The organism is Paraburkholderia sp. IMGN_8 (assembly GCF_038050405.1).
In the GTDB taxonomy this organism is placed as follows: Bacteria; Pseudomonadota; Gammaproteobacteria; order Burkholderiales; family Burkholderiaceae; genus Paraburkholderia.
The window spans coordinates 2,242,679-2,261,912 of the sequence record NZ_CP150900.1 but is presented as its reverse complement, the minus strand read 5'-3'; the positions used below and the strand labels follow the sequence as shown (position 1 = coordinate 2,261,912).

13 protein-coding genes and 1 pseudogene are annotated in these 19,234 nt (G+C 61.1%); 8 read left to right on the top strand and 6 right to left on the bottom strand.

Features of this window, described 5'->3' with window-relative positions:
* Positions 1 to 5 precede the first annotated feature (5 nt).
* Positions 6 to 275: a YbdD/YjiX family protein gene (locus tag WN982_RS10540; RefSeq protein ID WP_341315629.1), complete on the top strand. Its 270-nt coding sequence runs from the start codon at positions 6 to 8 to the stop codon at positions 273 to 275.
* Positions 276 to 311: 36 nt separating this feature from the next.
* Here the strand turns inward: WN982_RS10540 and WN982_RS10535 are convergent, their stop codons facing one another.
* Both WN982_RS10535 and WN982_RS10530 read right to left on the bottom strand, forming a co-directional pair.
* Entirely contained in the window at positions 312 to 509 is a 198-nt protein-coding gene (locus tag WN982_RS10535) for a ribbon-helix-helix protein, CopG family (protein WP_341315628.1), read from the bottom strand.
* Positions 510 to 692: 183 nt separating this feature from the next.
* Positions 693 to 1,487, bottom strand: a complete 795-nt coding sequence (locus WN982_RS10530; RefSeq protein ID WP_341315770.1) for a YoaK family protein — start codon at positions 1,485 to 1,487, stop codon at positions 693 to 695.
* Positions 1,488 to 1,818: 331 nt separating this feature from the next.
* Between WN982_RS10530 and hyfB the strand changes: the two genes are divergently transcribed.
* The 6 genes from hyfB to WN982_RS10500 are packed head-to-tail and all read left to right on the top strand — an operon-like array spanning position 1,819 to position 8,975.
* Positions 1,819 to 3,828, top strand: coding sequence for a hydrogenase 4 subunit B (gene hyfB / locus WN982_RS10525; RefSeq protein WP_341315627.1), 2,010 nt, complete (start codon positions 1,819 to 1,821; stop codon positions 3,826 to 3,828).
* On the top strand, positions 3,825 to 4,775 hold the full coding sequence (locus tag WN982_RS10520; protein WP_341315626.1) for an NADH-quinone oxidoreductase subunit H: 951 nt from the start codon (positions 3,825 to 3,827) through the stop codon (positions 4,773 to 4,775). The genes hyfB and WN982_RS10520 overlap by 4 nt, the downstream gene beginning before the upstream one ends.
* The gene (locus WN982_RS10515; protein ID WP_341315625.1) at positions 4,776 to 5,435 is read left to right on the top strand and encodes a formate hydrogenlyase; all 660 of its coding nucleotides are present in this window, start codon (positions 4,776 to 4,778) and stop codon (positions 5,433 to 5,435) included.
* Complete coding sequence (locus WN982_RS10510) at positions 5,428 to 6,888, top strand: hydrogenase 4 subunit F (RefSeq protein ID WP_341315624.1); 1,461 nt, start codon at positions 5,428 to 5,430, stop codon at positions 6,886 to 6,888. The genes WN982_RS10515 and WN982_RS10510 overlap by 8 nt, the downstream gene beginning before the upstream one ends.
* A 3-nt stretch (positions 6,889 to 6,891) precedes the next feature.
* Positions 6,892 to 8,448: an NADH-quinone oxidoreductase subunit C gene (locus tag WN982_RS10505; protein ID WP_341315623.1), complete on the top strand. Its 1,557-nt coding sequence runs from the start codon at positions 6,892 to 6,894 to the stop codon at positions 8,446 to 8,448.
* Positions 8,448 to 8,975, top strand: coding sequence for an NADH-quinone oxidoreductase subunit B family protein (locus WN982_RS10500; protein WP_341315622.1), 528 nt, complete (start codon positions 8,448 to 8,450; stop codon positions 8,973 to 8,975). Before WN982_RS10505 ends, WN982_RS10500 begins: the two co-directional genes overlap by 1 nt.
* Before the next feature lie 170 nt (positions 8,976 to 9,145).
* Here the strand turns inward: WN982_RS10500 and WN982_RS10495 are convergent.
* Positions 9,146 to 9,580: pseudogene (locus WN982_RS10495) on the bottom strand (universal stress protein); the annotation flags it as partial.
* Between the two features lie 424 nt (positions 9,581 to 10,004).
* Positions 10,005 to 12,917, bottom strand: a complete 2,913-nt coding sequence (locus tag WN982_RS10490) for a bifunctional YncE family protein/alkaline phosphatase family protein (protein ID WP_341315621.1) — start codon at positions 12,915 to 12,917, stop codon at positions 10,005 to 10,007.
* Between the two features lie 405 nt (positions 12,918 to 13,322).
* Here WN982_RS10490 and WN982_RS10485 point away from each other — a divergent pair, with 405 nt between their 5' ends.
* Positions 13,323 to 14,867 (top strand): alkaline phosphatase family protein, encoded by a 1,545-nt coding sequence (locus tag WN982_RS10485; protein ID WP_341315620.1) that lies wholly within the window; start codon positions 13,323 to 13,325, stop codon positions 14,865 to 14,867.
* A 190-nt stretch (positions 14,868 to 15,057) separates the two neighbouring features.
* Here WN982_RS10485 and WN982_RS10480 read toward each other — a convergent pair whose 3' ends face one another.
* Together WN982_RS10480 and WN982_RS10475 are read right to left on the bottom strand one after the other, a co-directional pair.
* Entirely contained in the window at positions 15,058 to 18,168 is a 3,111-nt protein-coding gene (locus WN982_RS10480) for an EAL domain-containing protein (RefSeq protein WP_341315619.1), read from the bottom strand.
* A complete protein-coding gene (locus WN982_RS10475; protein WP_341315769.1) occupies positions 18,165 to 18,959 on the bottom strand; it encodes a transporter substrate-binding domain-containing protein in 795 nt (264 codons plus the stop codon). Before WN982_RS10475 ends, WN982_RS10480 begins: the two co-directional genes overlap by 4 nt.
* Positions 18,960 to 19,234: the final 275 nt, after the last annotated feature.

The window sequence follows — 19,234 nt, the reverse complement described above, 5'->3', positions numbered from 1 at the left end:
TCGCCGTGAAAACGATTCTCAGCCACAAACCTGTGGGATCCCCGCTTCAGGCAACGGGGATCCGGCCGTGTGCGGATGCACCACCTACGCGCCTGTCCGACATTGCGAGGACGCTGCACCGTGCCTACCTGCAGGTGTTTGGCATCCCGGACTATGAACGCTACCTGTCGCACATGGCGTCGCATCACCCGGGTGATCCGCTGCTGTCGCGACGAGAGTTCTGCGCCCGGGCGATCGATCGCAAATACACCCGCAACGGGTCGAGGTGCTGCTAGCGTTCCGTCCAACTCTCGCCTTGCGCAGGATCTGGTTCACGCAGTTTTTCGACGTGCCCGGGCACCCATGGCGCTCTTTGTCCTGTAGGTGACGCCATGCTGCTCAAGGTATTCGCGAATCAGTTGCCGCACCACCTGCGAGGGTGTCAAATCCTGTGCCGCGCACAGCTTTTCGAACGCCTCCTTCTTCACAGGATCAATCAGAATCGTGAGTCGAGCGCTTTTCGTTTCCATGACGGTGGCAAAAATCCAAGTATGTTAATTGAATTATAATACATCGCATGGTCTGGGTCATCCTCGTGACGCCACGGGCGCACCACGCGCCGTCGATTCCTGAATCGCTCGCCCATATGCGGCCGATGATCGCGCGGAAGCGCTCGTTGTCGCGCGGCGCGTGAAACCGGTCGCGCAACGCGATCACTTCCGGATTGATTTCGACCGCGGTAATTGCCGTATCCGGCAAAGATAGATCCGCGCGCGCAGATCATCGACGAGGGGCACGATGGCCAACACTATCAGCACGACCGCAAGCGGCACCGTCGAGGCGTATCCAACGCGCTTGAATCCCATCGCTCCCGTGACACCACCGACAAAGAACGCAGTCAACATCGTCCCGTGCACTTTCAGCTTTGCCCGATTGGCCTGCACAAACGGCGCACTGAGTTCGCTCCTCAAGGAGTTCCGGTAAAGAAGCTTGCCAAGCTCAATACCTATGTCCGTCACAATGCCCGTCATGTGGGTGGTACGGATTTCCGCACCCGACAGTTTGGTGATCATCGCGTTCTGCAAACCCATGATGAAACACAGGAGCACGACGGTCGCCGGTACGAACAGCGTCTCCCACAAGGCGAGATGGCTGCCGAGCAGCCCAAAACAGAGGAGCAGGACGGCCTCAACCAGCAACGGCGAAGCGTACTGACTATGCAGCCGCCGGCGCCGCCCCCAGTTGACGAGCACGGCGGAACTGGCGGCGCCCAGCAGGAATGAAATCAGCGACCCGATACCCGCCAGGACCAGCGACAGGTCACCCAGCGCGGCCTGGTCGGCAATCGCGGAGACCACGCCGCTCATATGAGACGTGTACTGCCTGACGGCCAGAAAACCGCCGGCATTGGTTGCGCCGGCCACGAACGCTAGCGAAAAGCCAAGCTGCCTGTCGGCCCCGGCACTCCGGTTCTTTCCCGTCAGGCTCCGGAAATAATCTGCTGGCATCAGGTATCGACTCATGTGTTGGCCTGTCCGAACCGCGCTTCGGCGTGAGCTGCACCGGCGCAGCAAGCTGGCTTCCGAGATTCCATGCGCAGGATGAAACCCCGTACTCCCGATGCCTTGAACGAACACGGCGCGCCCTGCGCGCCTGTCGACGGATCATCACGTATGGAACCGGATCAATAAAGCTGCTAGGATGATAACCTCATTATCATCAATTGGTAACCAGATGTTCCCTGCCAAATAACTCCGTTCTGGAAGAGAACGATGCTCAGGAACGCCTCGGTTGCATACGCAGCAGCAACGCATTGTTCGAAAACCGGAGACAACACCGATGGAGCATCTGCTGGTCGTCCATTACGTGCTGCTGGTGGTCGCCGGCTGGTTGGCCGTCGGGGTTCTGGGACTGACGAACCTGCACCGCACACGCGTGGTGGCGCATGGCCTGTTTCCACTCGGCGCCGTATTCGGTCTGCTTCTGTGCGGACTGGGCCTCGCGGGCGTTTTTTCAAATCCCCAGCAAACCGTCCTGCCGCTCGGGTTGCCCGACCTGCCGTTTCATCTGCGGCTCGACAGCCTGTCGGCGTATTTCCTCACGGTACTCGGCGTGGTGAGCACGGGCGTGAGTGCGTTCTCCTCCGGCTACTTCCGCAAGGGCGAGGGCACGCCGCCCGGATTGCTCTGCTTCGAATATCACGTGTGCCTCGCGAGCATGGCGGTGCTGTTGCTGGCAGACGACGCATATTGCTTCATGGTTGCGTGGGAGACGATGACGCTGTCGGCGACCTTCCTCGTGATGACCAATCACCGCATCGCCGAGATCCGCCGGGCAGCCTGGCTCTACTTTCTGATCTCCCACGTCGGGGCGCTGGCGCTCCTGCTGTGCTTCGGCCTGTTGCAGGCCAATACCGGCAACTACACGTTTGCCAACATGCGTCAGCAGCATCTGGACGTATTCTGGGCGTCCGTCGCGTTTGCGCTGGCGCTGTTCGGTTTCGGCACCAAGGCGGGCATTTTCCCGCTGCATGTCTGGCTGCCCGAGGCCCATCCGGCCGCGCCGTCGCCGGTGTCGGCCCTCATGAGCGGGTTCGTCCTGAAGGCCGGCCTCTACGGCGTGCTGCGCACGGTGTTCGATCTGCTGCACGTGCAGATTGCGTGGTGGGGCGTGCTCATGCTGATACTCGGACTCTTCACCGCCCTCTTCGGCGTCGTGTTCAGCGCCATCCAGACGGACATGAAGCGGCTGCTTGCGTACTCATCGATCGACAACATCGGCCTGATGTTCGTCAGCATGGGGCTGGCGATTCTGTTTCGCGCGTACGGGATGAGCGCGCTGGCTGCCTTGTCGTTGACGGCTCTGCTCTACCAGATCGCCAGCCATGCGACATTCAAGAGCCTGCTGTTTCTTGGGACGGGCTCTGTACTCCATGCGACAGGCGAGCGCAATCTCGGGCATCTGGGCGGTCTGATCCGTTTCATGCCCTGGACCGCATGGGCCGCCCTCGTCGGCGTGCTTTCCAGTGCTGGGCTGCCGCCGTTGAGCGGTTTCGTCTCCGAGTGGCTGTTGCTGCAAAGCTTTCTGTTTACGCCAGGCTTGCCCGACCCGTTTCTGAACATGGTGGTGCCGGTCGTCGCCGCGCTGATCGCTCTCGTGGCCGCGCTCGCGGGCTACACGATGGTCAAGTTCTTCGGCATCGTCTTTCTCGGCCAGCCCCGCGAGGCGAAGCTACGCGACGCGCGGGACGCAAGTCCGTGGGAGCGGGCCGGTTTCGTCTGGCTGGCAACGATATGCGTGCTGCTCGGGTTGTTGCCGGTGCAGTTCGTGGTCGTTCTGGATCGCGTCACCCAGATGCTGGTTGGCGCCGGCATCGGCCAGGCTGTCGCGAGAAATGGCTGGCTGCTGCTCGCCCCCACGAGCGTAGACCGGGCCAGCTACATGCCGGCGGTTTTCCTGCTGTTCTTCCTCGCCTGTTGTGGGCTCGCGTGGCTACTGGTACGCCGTCTTTATCATGGGCGCCTGCGGCGGGCGGCCCCCTGGGCCTGCGGCTTTCCGTTCGTGAACGCGCGCATGCAGGACACGGCAGAAGGGTTCGGGCAGCCGATCCGCGAAATCTTCGCGCCTCTGTTCAGGATCCAACGACGGCTGCCCTCTCCGTTCGACGAACACCCCGCGTACAGCGTCACCGTGACGGATCGCGCGTGGCCCCTGATTTACGAGCCGCTCGAGCGGCTGACGAGGCGCCTCGCGGCACTGGCCGGGCTGCTCCAGACAGGCCGCATCGCGGTCTATCTGATGCACAGCTTTCTCGTGCTGATCGTGCTGCTGATGCTGGTGAGACGATGATCACACTCTCCGGATTGCTCTCCCAAGGGCTTGAGATCCTGCTCGCACTGGCGGCAGCACCCTTGTTGACGGGCTGGGTCAATATGTGCCGCGCCAGATTACAGAACCGCCGGGCGCCGAGCATCTGGCAGCCCTACCGGATGCTGCACAAGCTGTTCAACAAGGAGTCGGTCGTCGCCGACCACGCCAGTCCGATTTTCCGCGGCGCGCCGTATGTCGTCTGGGCATGCATGACGCTCGCTTGCGCGATCGTGCCCACGCTCTCAACCGACCTTCCCCTGTCGCCGGCCGCGGACGCGATCGCCCTGGTGGGCCTTTTCGCGCTGGCTCGCGTGGCCATCTCGCTGGCCGCGATGGACGTCGGCACTGCGTTCGGCACGCTCGGCGCGCGCCGCGAGATGCTGGTTGGCTTCCTCGCGGAGCCTGCCCTGCTGATGGTCCTGTTTTCGGCGTCGCTGATCACGAAGTCGACCTTGCTGACCACCATCGTCGCCACGCTCAGCCATCGCGAACTGGCGATCTATCCGAGCCTCGCGTTCGCAGGGATCGCATTCACGATGGTGTCGCTCGCCGAAAACGCGCGCCTGCCGGTCGACAACCCGACCACGCACCTCGAACTCACGATGATTCACGAGGCGCTGATCCTCGAGTATTCCGGCCGGCATCTCGCGCTGATGGAATGGGCCGCGAGCCTCAAACTGTTCGCGTACTCCTGTATCGGCCTCGCCTTGTTCATTCCATGGGGCATCGCGGAGGCCGGCAATCCTGTGGCGCTGCTGCTCGCCGTACCGGCGCTCATCGTCAAGTTGCTGGTGGGGGGCGCGGCGCTCGCGATCGTCGAGACGACCAACGCGAAGATGCGCATTTTCCGCGTGCCGGAGTTTCTCGCGACAGCGTTCCTGCTGGCCGTCATCGGGATGCTCGTTCACTTTCTGCTGGGGGCGTGAATGCACGGCTTCGCGACGCAGATCATCAACTTCCTGGCCGCCATCCTGTTGCTGCTGTCGTTTGCGATGCTCAGCCAGCGCCGGATCCTGTCCTTGATTCACCTCTATACGCTGCAGGGCCTGACACTCGTGTCAGCCAATCTGGTTCTGGGCTTCGTCACAGCCGACACGCACATCTATGTCTCCGCGTTGCTGACGCTGGTGCTCAAGGTCGGCCTGATCCCCTGGATACTTCACAGACTCGTGCAGCGGCTGAACGTCAAAACGGATGTGGAGTCCCTCCTCAATATTCCCGCCACCCTTCTGATCGGCATCGTGCTCGTGATCGTCGCGTTCAATGTCGCGTCGCCGATCAGCCAGCTCGCCTCGTCGGTCGCGCGCGGCACGCTCGGCATCGCACTCGCCTGCGTGCTGCTGTCGTTCATGATGATGATTACGCGCGCGAAGGCGATCCCTCAGGTAATCGGCTTTCTGTCGATGGAAAACGGTCTGTTTTTTGCCGCTACCGCGGCAACGAACGGCATGCCGATGATCGTCGAACTCGGCATCGGACTCGATGTGCTGGTGGGCATCCTGATTCTTGGCGTGTTCATGTTCCAGATTCGCGAGCAGTTCGACAGTCTGGACATTCATCACCTTGAAAAACTCAAAGATGACTGAAGCCTGGGTACTGCTGCTGGTTTTCGGAATCCCGCTCTTAGCGGGCGCGTGTCTGGCGCTGGTGGGACAGCACCATGTCGCGGCCGAGCTCAACGTCGGCTTCAGTTTCCTGACCTATGCCGCCGCCATGCTGCTCGCCGTGAAAACCGTGGCGCATGGGCCCGCGTTCGCGCTGGGCAAGCTGTTCTTCGTCGATCCGCTCAACGTATTCCTGGTCGCGCTCACGGCCTTCGTCGGCTGGACCACGTCGATCTTTTCAAGGCCGTACATGCGCATCGAGCGTGACCGCGGCAAGATGACCGGCCCGCGCATGCGCCTCTACCACAGCATGTACCAGCTGTTCATCTTCGCGATGCTGCTCGCGCTGCTCACCAACAACATGGGCATCCTCTGGGTCGCCATGGAAGCCGCCACGCTCGCGACGGTGCTGCTGGTCAGCGTCTATCGCACGGCGGCAAGTCTGGAAGCCGCATGGAAGTATTTCATCCTGTGCGGCGTCGGCATCGCGCAGGCGCTGTTCGGCACGATCCTTCTCTATCTCGCCGCGAGCCGGCAGCTCGGCGGCGGCGATGCGCTGCTCTGGACGAGTCTGAACGCGGTCAAGGGGAGTCTCGACCCGACCATCATTTCGCTAGCGTTCGTGTTTCTGCTGATCGGCTACGGCACCAAGGTCGGCCTCGTGCCCATGCACAACTGGCTGCCCGATGCACATGCCGAGGGTCCTACGCCGATTTCGGCTGTGCTGTCGGGTCTGCTGCTCAACGTCGCGCTCTATGCGGTGCTGCGCTGCAAGGTGCTGGCCGATGGCGCACTCCAGAACGGCCTGCCAGGACGCCTGCTGGTCGGCTTCGGATTGGTCTCGGTGCTGATCGCCACCTTTTCGCTGTTCCGGCAGAAAGACGTCAAGCGGCTCTTTTCGTATTCGTCGATTGAACATATGGGTCTGATGACGTTCGCCTTCGGGCTCGGCGGCCCCATTGCGACCTTTGCGGGCCTGCTCCACATGACGGTGCATTCGCTTGTGAAGTCGGCCATCTTCTTCACCGTCGGGCATGCGGCCCAAAAGGCTGGCACCCAGGCGATCGACGACATCCGCGGCTTGTTGCGCGTGAGCCCAACCGTTGGGTGGGGCATGATGCTCGGCGCGCTCGCGATTCTGGGCATGCCGCCATTCGGCGTCTTCGCGAGCGAGTTCCTGATCCTGACCACCGCGATGAGCAAGCTCCCATGGACCACGCCCTTTTTGTTGCTTGCGCTTGCTGCGGCGTTCGCGGCCATCTTCGTGCGCGTGCAGGGTATGGTGTTCGGGGACACGACGGCCAAAGTTCTCGAACACCCGCCGGCGTTGCTGCCCGTGTTCGTCCATCTCGGCGCCGGGTTGATGCTGGGACTCTACATTCCGCCCTATCTTGCGACGTGGTATCGGCAGGCGGCGGCCATGATCGCGGGGTGACATATGCGCATCGAGGCCTTCAGGTTTCCCAACCTGGTTCGCCTGTCCATGTTTGCGGGCAGATCCTCGGCTTTTCTCGCACGGGTCGATCATGACACGTGGACCCGCACCGCCGGCACGGTGCGCGAGGCGGGTGGCCGTCTGATCTCCCTGTGGGGTACCGAAGAGACGGCGGGCGCATTTGTGATCTCCGCCGCGTATGCGCTGGAAGACGGCATCCTGTGGCTTCAGTCGCCTGCAGGCGATGTGTATGAGAACGGATACCCGGACCTGTCGACCGTCTTTCCAGGCGCGACGCGTATGCAACGCGCCGTCTACGATCTGCTAGGACTGCGTGCGATCGGAGCCGAAGATACGAGGCCGTGGCTGAACCATGGTAACTGGCCTGCCGACTACTATCCGCTGCAGAAGCTGTCTTCCGGGGCCGAACGGTTCGAATCGCAGGAAGCGGACTATCCGTTTGTGCCGGTCGCCGGGGATGGCGTCCACGAAATCGCCGTTGGCCCGATCCACGCGGGCGTGATCGAGCCGGGACACTTCCGCTTCTCGGTCGTCGGTGAGAAAGTGCTGCGGCTTGAGGAGCGGCTCGGTTACGCGCATCGCGGCATCGAAAAGCTGTTTCAGCAAACGCCTCTGTTGCTCGGGCATCGTCTGGCGGGACGAATCGCCGGGGATTCTACTGTCGCGTTCTCGTGGGCGTACTGCATGGCGGTCGAACGGGCACTCGATGTCCAGATTCCGCCACGCGCGCAGTGGCTGCGTGCGCTGTTGCTCGAGCGTGAGCGCATTGCCAACCACCTCGGCGATCTGGGTGCGCTCGGCAACGATGCAGGATTCGCGTACGGGCTGGCCACGTTTTCACGCCTGAAGGAAGACTGGCTGCGCCTGAACGATTGGCTCTTCGGCCACCGCTATCTGATGGATCAGATCGTTCCTGGTGGCGTGGCAACGGAGATCGATCCGCGTTTCATCACTGCAATAGAGACGCAGTGCGAGCAGATCGATTCGCAGGTCCGCGTGATGCAGCGTATCTATGACGATCAATCGGGACTGCAGGATCGCTTCGCGGGCTCAGGGATACTGTCCGCCAAAGTGGCAGAGCACTTCGATGTATGCGGATTGGTCGCGCGTGCCAGCGGGCGGAAAATCGACGTGCGGATCGATCATCCTTACGCGCCCTACCATGAGGTTCAGGTGCAGATGGTCAGCGACGAACGGGGTGACGTGGCGGCCCGCGTCGCGGTCCGTTTCGGCGAGGTCTACGAGTCCATCCGGCTCATCCGCGCCCTGCTCACGGATCTGCCGGACGGAGCGATTGCCTCCGGGATTGAGCACGGAAGCTCGCCGTCCTATGGCGTGGGCTGGATTGAGGGCTGGCGAGGCGATGTGCTGGTCGCCATCGAGACTGGAGCCGACGGCACCATTGTGCGCTGCCATTGCCATGACCCGTCGTGGCAGAACTGGCCAGCCCTGGAACACGCGATCATCGGCAATATCGTTCCCGATTTCCCGCTGATCAATAAATCGTTCAATCTGAACTACGCGGGACACGACCTGTAATGTGGCAACTTCTCAAACAGATCGCGACAACTGGCACGCCGACTCTGCGCGTGCCCGAGGGCGATGACGCATGGCGGGCCGAAGGCCACCGGATCCAGCAGGAAATACTCGACGTGCTCGGCCGGGCGCTGTGCATTCGCGAGGTCGATGCGGGCTCCTGCAACGGCTGCGAACTGGAAATCCACGCGCTCAACAATCCGTACTACAACATCGAGGGTCTGGGTATCCGGTTCGTCGCGAGTCCCCGCCATGCCGACATGCTGCTGGTCACCGGCCCGCTCACGCTGAACATGCAGGAAGCGGTATTGCAGGCCTATGAGGCAACGCCGCAGCCGAAGCTGGTGGTCGCCGCCGGCGAGTGCGCCTGCACGGGCGGTATTTTCAAGGACAGTTACGCCGTGCGCGGGCCGCTGTCGAATCTGCTGCCGGTCGACGTCACGATCCCGGGCTGCCCGCCGCCTCCCATCGATATCCTGAGGGGTATTCTCGCCGCGCTTCGTGCAAAACGCACAACCCTCCCGCCCTGATGTCAACGTCGCCAGCCTCCTGGGCGTGCCGGCACAGCGGACGAGACGCGCACCGGACTGACAGCCAGCGACGCGCGGGCGATGATGAACGGCTGGGGCGGAGGAGGTTTTGGTGCGGTTGATGACGTGCCGGATTCGACGCCCTGGCCCACGCCGGTTTGCGTCGACTGCCGGACGACGAGGACCGGGATCTGGGTGTGCGTCAGCACCTTCTGGGTCTCGCTGCCGAGCAGCAAAGCGCGCATCCCGCCCCTGCCGTGGGACGCCATAACGATGAGATCGCAGTTTCGTTGCGCTGCAACGCTGACAATCGCCTCGTACGGGTGATCGTGGTTCCTGGCAACCGTATCGCACGCGACACCGGCCTGCGTGGCCGCTTTCGTGACCGCCGCGAGATAGTCATCCGCATGCTGTCGAGTGACCTGAATGAATTGCTCCTCGGTGTCCGCGAGCATTTCGAGCCCATACGCGAGAACATGGAATTCCGGGATGACATGGAGCCCTGTGACCCTGGCTCCGCTTTCGCTGGCGAGCGTCACGGCCATCTGGATGGCTGCGTCGGAGCGTGCCGAACCGTCGGTCGGCACCAGTAGATGCTTGAACATATGTTTCTCCCCGCGGACAGGCCTGTTCGCCTTGACGTCCTGTTCGGGGCCTGCCGCTTGAGTCAGGTGGACATGAACCAGGGCGACTTCTTTCAGTATAGTTTCATATGTGAACAGGCCCCAGAGACCAGAGGGAATGCCGGCGGACCGGTTCCAGCCCATCCAGTGCGCAAAAAAGATGGACAGGAACAGCGTAATCGGCAGACCGACGCGCGTCGCCAGCGACCAGACCATCCTCTGCGTCGTGCCCCGATCGTGCAACATGAAATACAGCGCAGAACAAACGACCGCCGTCCGTGAAGCCTTTCCGTCGACCTTGGCGATGGTCGCCCACCGTTCATAGGTTCTGGGCCTGAGCCGTTGCGCAGCCGGCGCTTGCGGGGGCGAGGCGCCCTTGCCCCCGCCGGAGCATTCGGGCCGCGTATCAGTCGTCCGTTTGAGCTAGGTCCTGACTGTGGGGCGGCGTCGGATACGGTTTCTTGCCCTTGATGCCGGACCACAACACCTTGTTGTATTTGGCGGGGGGCACCTGATCGGCCTCGTCGAAATCGAAGCCGACAGTGACTCTATCCCAGTAGGCGGCATCGTGCGTTGGCTTGACGTCCGGGCCCTGTGCGAATTGCACGTTGCCGTCCGGCCTGCCTAGCGCCAGTGTCGTCGTCTTCAGAACGGTAGAGGCGGTAGCGTTGTAGGTCCAGGCACCTGATGAACGAGTGTCGAAGACGTCTGTCATCGGCCGCTGATAGGCGGTGTTCAGATTGATGTGCTGCGTGCCGAGAATGTCCTCGATCGTCCGAAGCACATTGACCTGGCTGTAGCGCGTCTTAACCACCGCGCCTTGCTTGACATACGGGCCGACAACATACGCCGTCGCGCGATGCGAATCGACGTGGTCCGGGCCGTCCTGGCAGTCGTCCTCGGTGACGATGATCAGCGTATTCGCCGCATACGGGCTGTGGGCCACGGCCTCGACGAGCCGACCAACGGCCAGGTCGTCGTCGGCCTGTTGGGTTTCCGGTGTGTTGACGCCGGCGAGCGCGGTGCCGAAGCTGCCCGTGTGGTCATGGCTGAAGCGAACCGTCGACAGGCTGGGGAGATTGCCCTGCGCCACGAACTGGTCGAATTCGCGCTTCCACTCGTTGTACCTCCAGAGGTCAGGGTAATTCTGGTCGTAACCGCGGAAGTAGACGTCGGTGAGCGCGGCGAGCGTCGGTTCGAGCGGGGCCACCTGCACGATACCGGCGGCGAACGGATTCGATACCGGCGACGCCTGGGTGCCGATGCTGCCGATGTTGCTGACCAGGAAGCCGTAGTTGCGCACCGTGCCGCCGGCTGCAAGCACGGCATTGAAGATGTAACCCTTCTGGATTCCGAACGGTGCGTCGGAGGACGCATGGTTGCCTACGCCCGCCAGCAGATTGGCCGGGCCGCCGGGCAGCGCGGCAGCTCCCGTGCTGTATGCGCCGTTGGTCGCGTGATCGCGATCCATCGTAGTCGCCAGATTGACCGGCACGTTGCGGTTCGAACCTTCCGACTCGTAGGACAGGCCACGGTTCACGGCGGCGTAGTTGATCTGCTGGGTGATCGTCTCGGTATTGGTCACGCGGCCCTGCAGCGCCCATGACCAACCGTCCATGCTGCCGTCGCCGGGGTCCGTGAAGTTGTCCAGCGTGACGAAGTTGCGCGCCATACTGTGGAAATTCGGCGTGATATTTTGACCGAACATGGCCAGACTTGGATCGGCGTTCGCACCGTTGTGCAGGTCACCGAGAATCTGGTCGAAGGTGCGGTTTTCCTTGACGATATAAATGACGTGCTTGATCCGATTGCGCAAGAAGTCGATCTTCCCCTCGTCGTGCTCGCCCGGTTCGTCCGAGTAAAAGTTGTTCCGCGCGACCATCTCCGTCAACTCATGTAGCTCATACGCCTTGGGCACTGGGGCGCTGACCAGAGACGCGCGTTCGAGCTGGAACTGATACTGGTTCGACGCTCTCGCCGCGGCCGCGGCCGCTGTGTTGCCGCCCGGGAAGGTGACGTTGGTGACGAGTTCCGTATGGCCATACAGGTGGCCCGGGTTGGCGCCTGTGATGCTCTTGCCGTTCACGATATACATCCAGTTGCCATCAGCGCTGAACGTAATGTCGTGCGGCTCGTAGGCCGTGGGAATCAGACCCGTGACGGTGTTCGCATTGCGACCGCTGATCGGAATCACGGCCACCGAGTTCGCGCCGGAATTGACAGCGTAAAGCGTCTTGCCATCTCTGGAAACCGTCACCGCGAACGTGGCCGCGCCAGTGTACTTCGGTCCGCGTAGCAGGCCCGCTGGAGCGCGCGCGTCAATCTTTGCAGTGACCGTGTTGCTCGCGGTGTCGATGACCGCGACCTGGTCGGCGTTGTCCTGCGCCACGTACAGCCTGGCTTGCGAGGCATCGAACGTCATACCGAGGGCATTGCCGTCGAGCTTGATGCGCTTGACCAGGCGGCCGGCGGTGGGCGAAGAGATGTCGATCACGACGACTTCCCGGTCGCGATCGGAAGACACGTAGGCCGTGCCGTTGCCCTTCACGACCACCGCAAACGGAAAGGTTCCACCGGCGCCGCCGCCGGCGCCTTCATTGTTCGCCTGATAGGGGCGCAGGTCGTGCTCGTAGCGAACTGTGCGGGTGGCGGTGTCGATCACGCTGATCGAGTCGTTGTAGTTGTTCGCGACGACCAGCGTCTTGCCGTCGGCGGATAGTCCGAGGCCACCGGCATTGGGTTGCACGCCCAGGCCCACACCCTTGCCGGCATGGCCCAAGGCAATTTTTGCCATCTGCGACCAGGTTGCGCCGCTCTTCTGATACGCATACACGGCATCGTCAACGCCACCCGCCGCGTAGAGCGTGCTGCCGTCAGGCGAAAAGACCAGGCCGACATGGGCGTTGGTCTGCTGGATCACCTGGGTCAGCAATGGCTTGGCCATGTTGGCACCGGCCACGTTGTAGAGAAAAATGTACTGGGTCGAGTTTGCCTGATCGACTGTACCGTCGGGCGCGTAGAGCGAATTCTGGCCGGCGCAGAGGACCGCGAGCGTCGTGCCGTCCGGACTGAGCTGCGAACGCACCGCTTCGCCCGCGACGAAATTCGGGTACGCGGCGAGGCCCGGGTTAAGCGGTTGCTGAACCGCGCCGCTGAGGAACGCAGGCGTCACGTACTGGCCAGTCGCCAGCGGCATCCTTCCGTTGTGTTCCGTGAATTCCCTTTCGTTCTCCGAATCGGCGCGCGCCTGTATAGTCAGCAGTACTGCAGATACCACGACGCACAACTTGAACACGCGCTCGAGCGAATGATTCTTCATGATTGTTCCTCGCAGAAAACCGGACGGTATTTGGGGGGCACGAGACGGTGAGGTGGTCTATGGCCGCAGCGCGACGTGCTGGTGAACCATGGGTTATTCATCACCGAAAATTACAAGACCTACCGGAAGATAACGGCTGAACATGACGATGGCGGGACGATCATGTGTCCCGGCTGTGGCGATTGGATGAATCTGATGAATACCGTCGTACGACTAACGTATCCATACCCGCCCTCCTGGTGACAGGAAATGGTCTCAACCTTAGAGCGCCTGTCACCCAGGTGTCATACCGGCTGCCTACGCTGAGTCCAGCCCTGATCCGAGCGCCTCATCCCGACAGCCTCGACCAGGTGTTTGCCCGAAGCATCCCATTGTGATTACCAATAGATCTAAAGGAGGCCGCACATGGAAACACTGAAACCTCATTGGCTTACGCCGGCCAGAACACTGGCGGCCATGGTGAGCGCGGGACTGATGGTCTCGACACCCGCCCGATCGGACGATGAATTTCCCACCAGGACCCCGATCAAACACATCGTTGTGATCTTTCAGGAGAACGTCTCCTTCGATCATTACTTCGGCACCTATCCGCACGCCCAACCAAATAAGGACGGCTCGCGCTTCTTCTATAAACCAGGGAACGATACCCCCAGGGCCAACACGCTGTTGAGTGCGGGTTTGCTTACCCACAACCCCAACGGAGCAAATCCGTTTCGCATTGATCGCAGCGTGCCTGTGACATGCGATCAGGATCACGGTTACGGAGACGAACAGTACGCGTTTCACGGCGGACTCATGGACCGCTTCCTTGCGCACAGTTGCAAAGATACCAACATCGGATCGAACAGCACGCTCGGCTACTACGATGGCAACACTGTGACCGCGCTGTGGAATTACGCCCAGCACTATGCGATGAGTGACAACTCGTTCGGAACGAGCTTCGGTCCATCAACGCCCGGTCTTCTGAACCTTGTCGCCGGCACGACCTACATGGGAACGATCACCAACGGCCTTTCGGCGACCGGCAATATTGCCAACGGGGCCAACAGTGGCGCGGTAATCGGCGATCCGGACCCGGCGGGCGACATGTGCTCCAATCCTGCGCGCACCCAGATCACCATGTCAGGTGAAAACATTGGCGACCGGTTGAACGCCTCAGGCATCACCTGGGGCGCATTCATGGGCGGCTTTGACGACTGCAAGCTGGCCCATAACAATGTGTCGGGCAGTAGCGCGGGCGCCGACTACATACCGCATCACGCGTTCTTTCAGTACTGGAAGAGCACGCAGAACGCGCGCCACTTGCCGCCGGGTTCGGATGCGGCGATCGGCAAAACTGACCAGGCCAACCATCAGTACGACTTGGGCCGCTTTCACATCGCGCTCGCGAGTCACAATCTGCCAGCGGTGAGCTTCCTGAAAGCGCGAGCGTTTCAGGATGGACACGCCGGATATTCCGATCCGCTGGACGAGCAGACGTTTGTCGTGAGCGTGATCAACGATGTCATGCGCTCACCGGAGTGGCGTGAGACCGCGATCGTGATTGCCTACGATGATTCCGATGGATGGTACGACCATGTGATGGGACCGGTCGTCTACCAGTCCAACACCGTTGATGATCAATTGCTGGCTCCGGGGAGCTGCGGCCAACCCGGGGCGAACGATCCGGCAGGCGGCGCGCAAAACGGGCGCTGCGGCTACGGCCCGCGACTGCCGCTGCTGGTGATATCGCCTTGGGCGAAGACAAACTACATCGACCACCAGGTGACCGATCAGTCCTCCATCATTCGCTTTATCGAAGACAACTGGGGGGTGCAGCGCATTGGCAATGGTTCAGCCGATGCGGTCGCCGGGTCGCTGAATGGGTTCTTCGATTTTGATGGTGGTCCGCGCGCAGGCCGTCTGCTGCTCGATGAACGCTCGGGCGTCATCGCAGCCTCCGATCATTGACCAGGGCCGTGTGCACTGGTCACGTCCCGGCCCTGGCACACGGTTTTCTCCATTCGGGCCCGCGAGCGCTGAGTTCGGGAGGCCCTAATCTATTCGACAATAGTTTGGCATCTACCGCCACCTGTACGTTGTAGCCCACCATTCCCTCGACCGGCCGCATGTAGTCGATTCAGTCCCACTTGTTTTGTGATCACTCGGATACGCACAAGCGCGACTCGCGCATGTTCAAAAACGTTTCGAAGCCCTCAATGGGAAGCGGGCGGCAGAAATAGTAACCCTGATAGGCATGACATCCCGCAGCAGCGAGGAAGTCCCGCTGAGCCTCGGTTTCCACCCCCTCGGCGAGGACCCCCAAGCCGAGGCTCTGCGCAAGCGCCACGATGGCCCTGGCAATCACGGCGTCGTTGGGATCGACCAGGACATCACGCACGAATGACCGGTCGATTTTCAACTGGTCCAAAGGCAGACGCTTCAAATAGGAAAGCGACGAATATCCGATACCGAAATCGTCCAGTGCAAAGACGACGCCTCTCGCCTTGAGCGCACCCATCTTCTGAATGATGTCCTGCACATTGTCCACCAGCACGCTTTCCGTCAGTTCCAGCTTTAACCTGTCTGCCCTCGCGCCTGTTCGACAAATGATGGTCAACACCTTGTCCACGAAGTCAGGTTCGCGGAATTGCTGGATGCTGACATTGACCGCAATGGTGAGATGTGCCATGTCCGGCCGCGTCGCCCATAGCGTCAGTTGCGTGCAGGCAGCTTCCAGGACCCAGCTTCCTAACGCAAGAATCAGTCCGGTTTCTTCAGCCAGCGGAATGAAATCGGCAGGAGGCACGATACCGCGCTGAGGATGTTGCCAACGCACCAGCGCTTCGACGCCCGTGACGCGGGCGCCGTCGATCTGCGCCTGGTAATGAAGCAGGAACTGATTTTCCTCGATTGCGTTGCGCAGACCCGCCTCAAGCGCAGCCCGCTCAATCACGACGGTCTGCATGTCCGGGTCGAAGAAGCACACGGCATTGCGTCCTTTCTCTTTGGACTTGTACATCGCGAGGTCGGCCTGCTTCAGAAGTTCGTCCATGGAAGCCTGATGTCCGCTGAAAACCGTGGCACCGATGCTCGCAGTGCTGCGGTATTCAATGTCGCCAAGTTGATACGGAGTGCCAAGAACAGCGAGAATTTTTTCACCCAACGCCTCAGTCTGACTGGCCGCCTCCTGGCGGTTTTCGTGCAAGCTCCCCAGCACCACCACGAACTCGTCGCCCCCCACCCTCGCCACCGTGTCACTCTCGAGTACGCTGGCAGCCAGACGTTGCGCCACTTGCTGCAGTAGCAGATCGCCTTTGTCGTGGCCCTGGGTATCGTTCAGCGTCTTGAAGTGATCCAGGTCGATGAACAGCAACGCGCCGCACGCTTCACTTCGAGCGCTGGCGGTGATCGCCTGTTTCAGACGGTCCAGCAGCAGCGTGCGGTTGGGCAAACGGGTCAGTGCATCGAAGAAGGCCAACTCCTTGATTCTTTCTTCCGCGATCTTGCGTTCGGTAATGTCGTGATGCGTGCCGACATAGTGACTGACGATCCCGTCCTCTCCCATCACTGCGGAAATCGTGAGCCATTTGGGATAAACATCGCCGTTCTTGCGGCGATCCCAGATTTCCCCTTGCCATCCGCCGGCACGGTGGATCGCTTCCCACATCTCGTGGAAAAAAGCTGCGTCGTGACGGCCTGATTGAAGCACTCGCGGTGTCTGGCCCACGATTTCTTCGGCGGTATAGCCAGTGCATTCGGTGAAAGCCGAGTTCACACGCAGAATTTTGGCACTGGCATCGGTGATCATCATCGGCTCCAGCGAGTCGAAGGCGACAGCCGCGATTCGAAGTTCGGTCTCGACCTGTTTGCGCTCGGTAATGTCGCGTCCGCTCGTACGAAAACCGATGAAATCGCCTTTGGCGTCGCTGATTGGAACCCACGACACGGAAAGCCAGACCAGCGAGCCATCCTTGCGAACACAACGAAACTCGAGTTCATCGCCGCGAAAGCCCTGAAGCCCTTTCAGAAACTCAGGGGCGACGCGGGGGAGATCCTCCGGATAGATCAGCGCGCCCGCGAAGTCGGGCATGGCCATGCACTCGTCGACTGTATAGCCCGTGTATTCCTGCACGGATGGGTTGATCCAGCGTGGCTTGCCGTCCGGCCCCCACCAGACCTCCCAGTTGACCGTGCAGTCGGCAATCGCGCGGAACTTCTCCTCGTTTTCGCGCAATTCCTGCGTCATCGCGGAAGCGAGTCGCATCGCGCGGCCGCGACCGGTCATCATCAGCCAGGTGAGCAGCGCAAGCAACAGGCTAAGGCCCGCGCCGGTGCTGGCGATCAGCATTGCCGCGTTACGGCCGAAACGGGATTTGAAATCGTCCTGGGCAATCATCGAAAGTGTCCAGTCGTGTCCGCCGACGACCAGATATTCATTGGCCGAAATGACGGAAGCCAGATGCTGCCCGCCTGCTTCAGGAGTCCTGTGCAGAAGAGTTGCGATGGACGGTTCGACGCCGTCGTAGATAGCGATTGTGAGACCGGGCGGCTGCTCGCCGTACAGACTGGCGACGACGTCATGCATGCGGAACGAGGCATAGACCCAGCCGACCAGGTGCGCCCGGCGCTGGGCAACGCTGTCCTGTGACTGCCCTCGCGCATAGATCGGCAGATACATGATGAAACCGGGAAGAGCACTGGCTTCAGAATCTACGGCCAGGCGGATCTTCCCGGAAATGGTTGCCATTCCGGAATCGCGCGCCTGCTCCATCGCGCGCCGCCGCACAGGGTCAGCCCACGCATCGAAGCCAGGCGACGTGCGATTGAGGCCGATAGACGGTTCGCGCTGGATGACGGGCGCATAGTTTTCGCGCGAACCCTTGGGCTCAATGGTGTAGCCGGTCAAGCCCTGCCGGCGCATAGCGGCTACATGAACGTCCTTCTGCGTTGCCGGTACCCATTTGACAATGCCTATGGTCTGGATGCCGGAGAAGTTGGCGTCGAGTTTGAGCGTGCCGACGTAGTTCCGGAACTGGTCACGGTCGATCTCGCCGGTGGCGGCGAACAGACTCTGCACGCCGCGCAGCAAGAGTTCATAGGTGCCCATACGCTGTTCGATCCGGCTAACAGCGTCGCCCAGTGAGAAGTCGAACTGCGTGAGCAGTTCATGATGGGCGGCTTGCCGTTCGTGGTCCCAAAGTATCCATGTAACACCTAACGCAGCGGACAGGACCAGTAACGGGAGCAGGACAAGGCGCGCCCAGCTCACGGTGGCGTCTGGAAATCGACCATCGAATCGGCGAGGTCGGGTTTGAAATACTTCTCGAAGATCCGCCGGACGGTGCCGTCCGCTCGCAATTCATTCACCAGGGCGCGCCACTTTTCCCGCTCGGCCGGCGACAGTGCCCTCTTCGACATGATGAGGCCGTGCGGTATGGCGGGGTCGTTGAACTCGACGATGGTGGTCACGTCGCGGATTTTCTTTTCGTCGAGCGCGGGGTAGTCGAAGGGTTCGATGATCATGCCCTGGATGCTCCGGAGGATCAGCGCCTGATACAGCGGATCCAGACCGCCAGCCTGACTGACGCGGTTTTCAGCCGACAGCTTGTCCACCAGCCGGTTGGCCGAGTTGCTGTAACGGAAGCTGCGGATGACACCGAGCTGAAATTGGTCGTTGTGCTCGAAATCGGCCAGCTGATGGATGCCGGCATCCTTGCGCACCAGCAAATAATATTTGTTGCTGAAATACCAGGCGAAATCCGCATACTGATTGCGCTCATCGTTGGCAATGCCGGACAGGCTGAAATCGAGTGCGCCGGATTCGATCAGTTTCCAGATCCGGGCGCGCGACATGAGGCTGATCCTGATCTGGCAGCCGCTGCGGCGGATCAGTTCGTTGGCGAAATCCTTATCGATTCCGGTGTCGGTGTCGACCGAATAAAGCAGGCCGTGATCGTGCAACGCGAGCGTAAATGAACGCGAACAGTCGGGACCGGCCGCCATCGCGCTGCCAAGACAGCTTAGCGCAAGCAGCAAACCGCCAAGGCCATGTCGAATCACAATGTCTCCATCGCGAGAAGGTGGCTTAAATATAACTTTCCATTTAACCGACAGCTGTCTGGATGCAAGGTTTAGCCGTTCTGTCGCCTTGACGGCGGCTGGGGCGGAGCGGATTTTTGCGTTTTGCATAGCTTACACCGGAGCGTATGAATCATTGAAAACATTCAACTTATCTTCATAGATCTGTGCCTTGCACCGGCACCCTTGACAACACCCGCCCGCTTTCATAATGTGGAATGTGTTGAAGACGACTTACCCTTGCCAATCGCGACAAC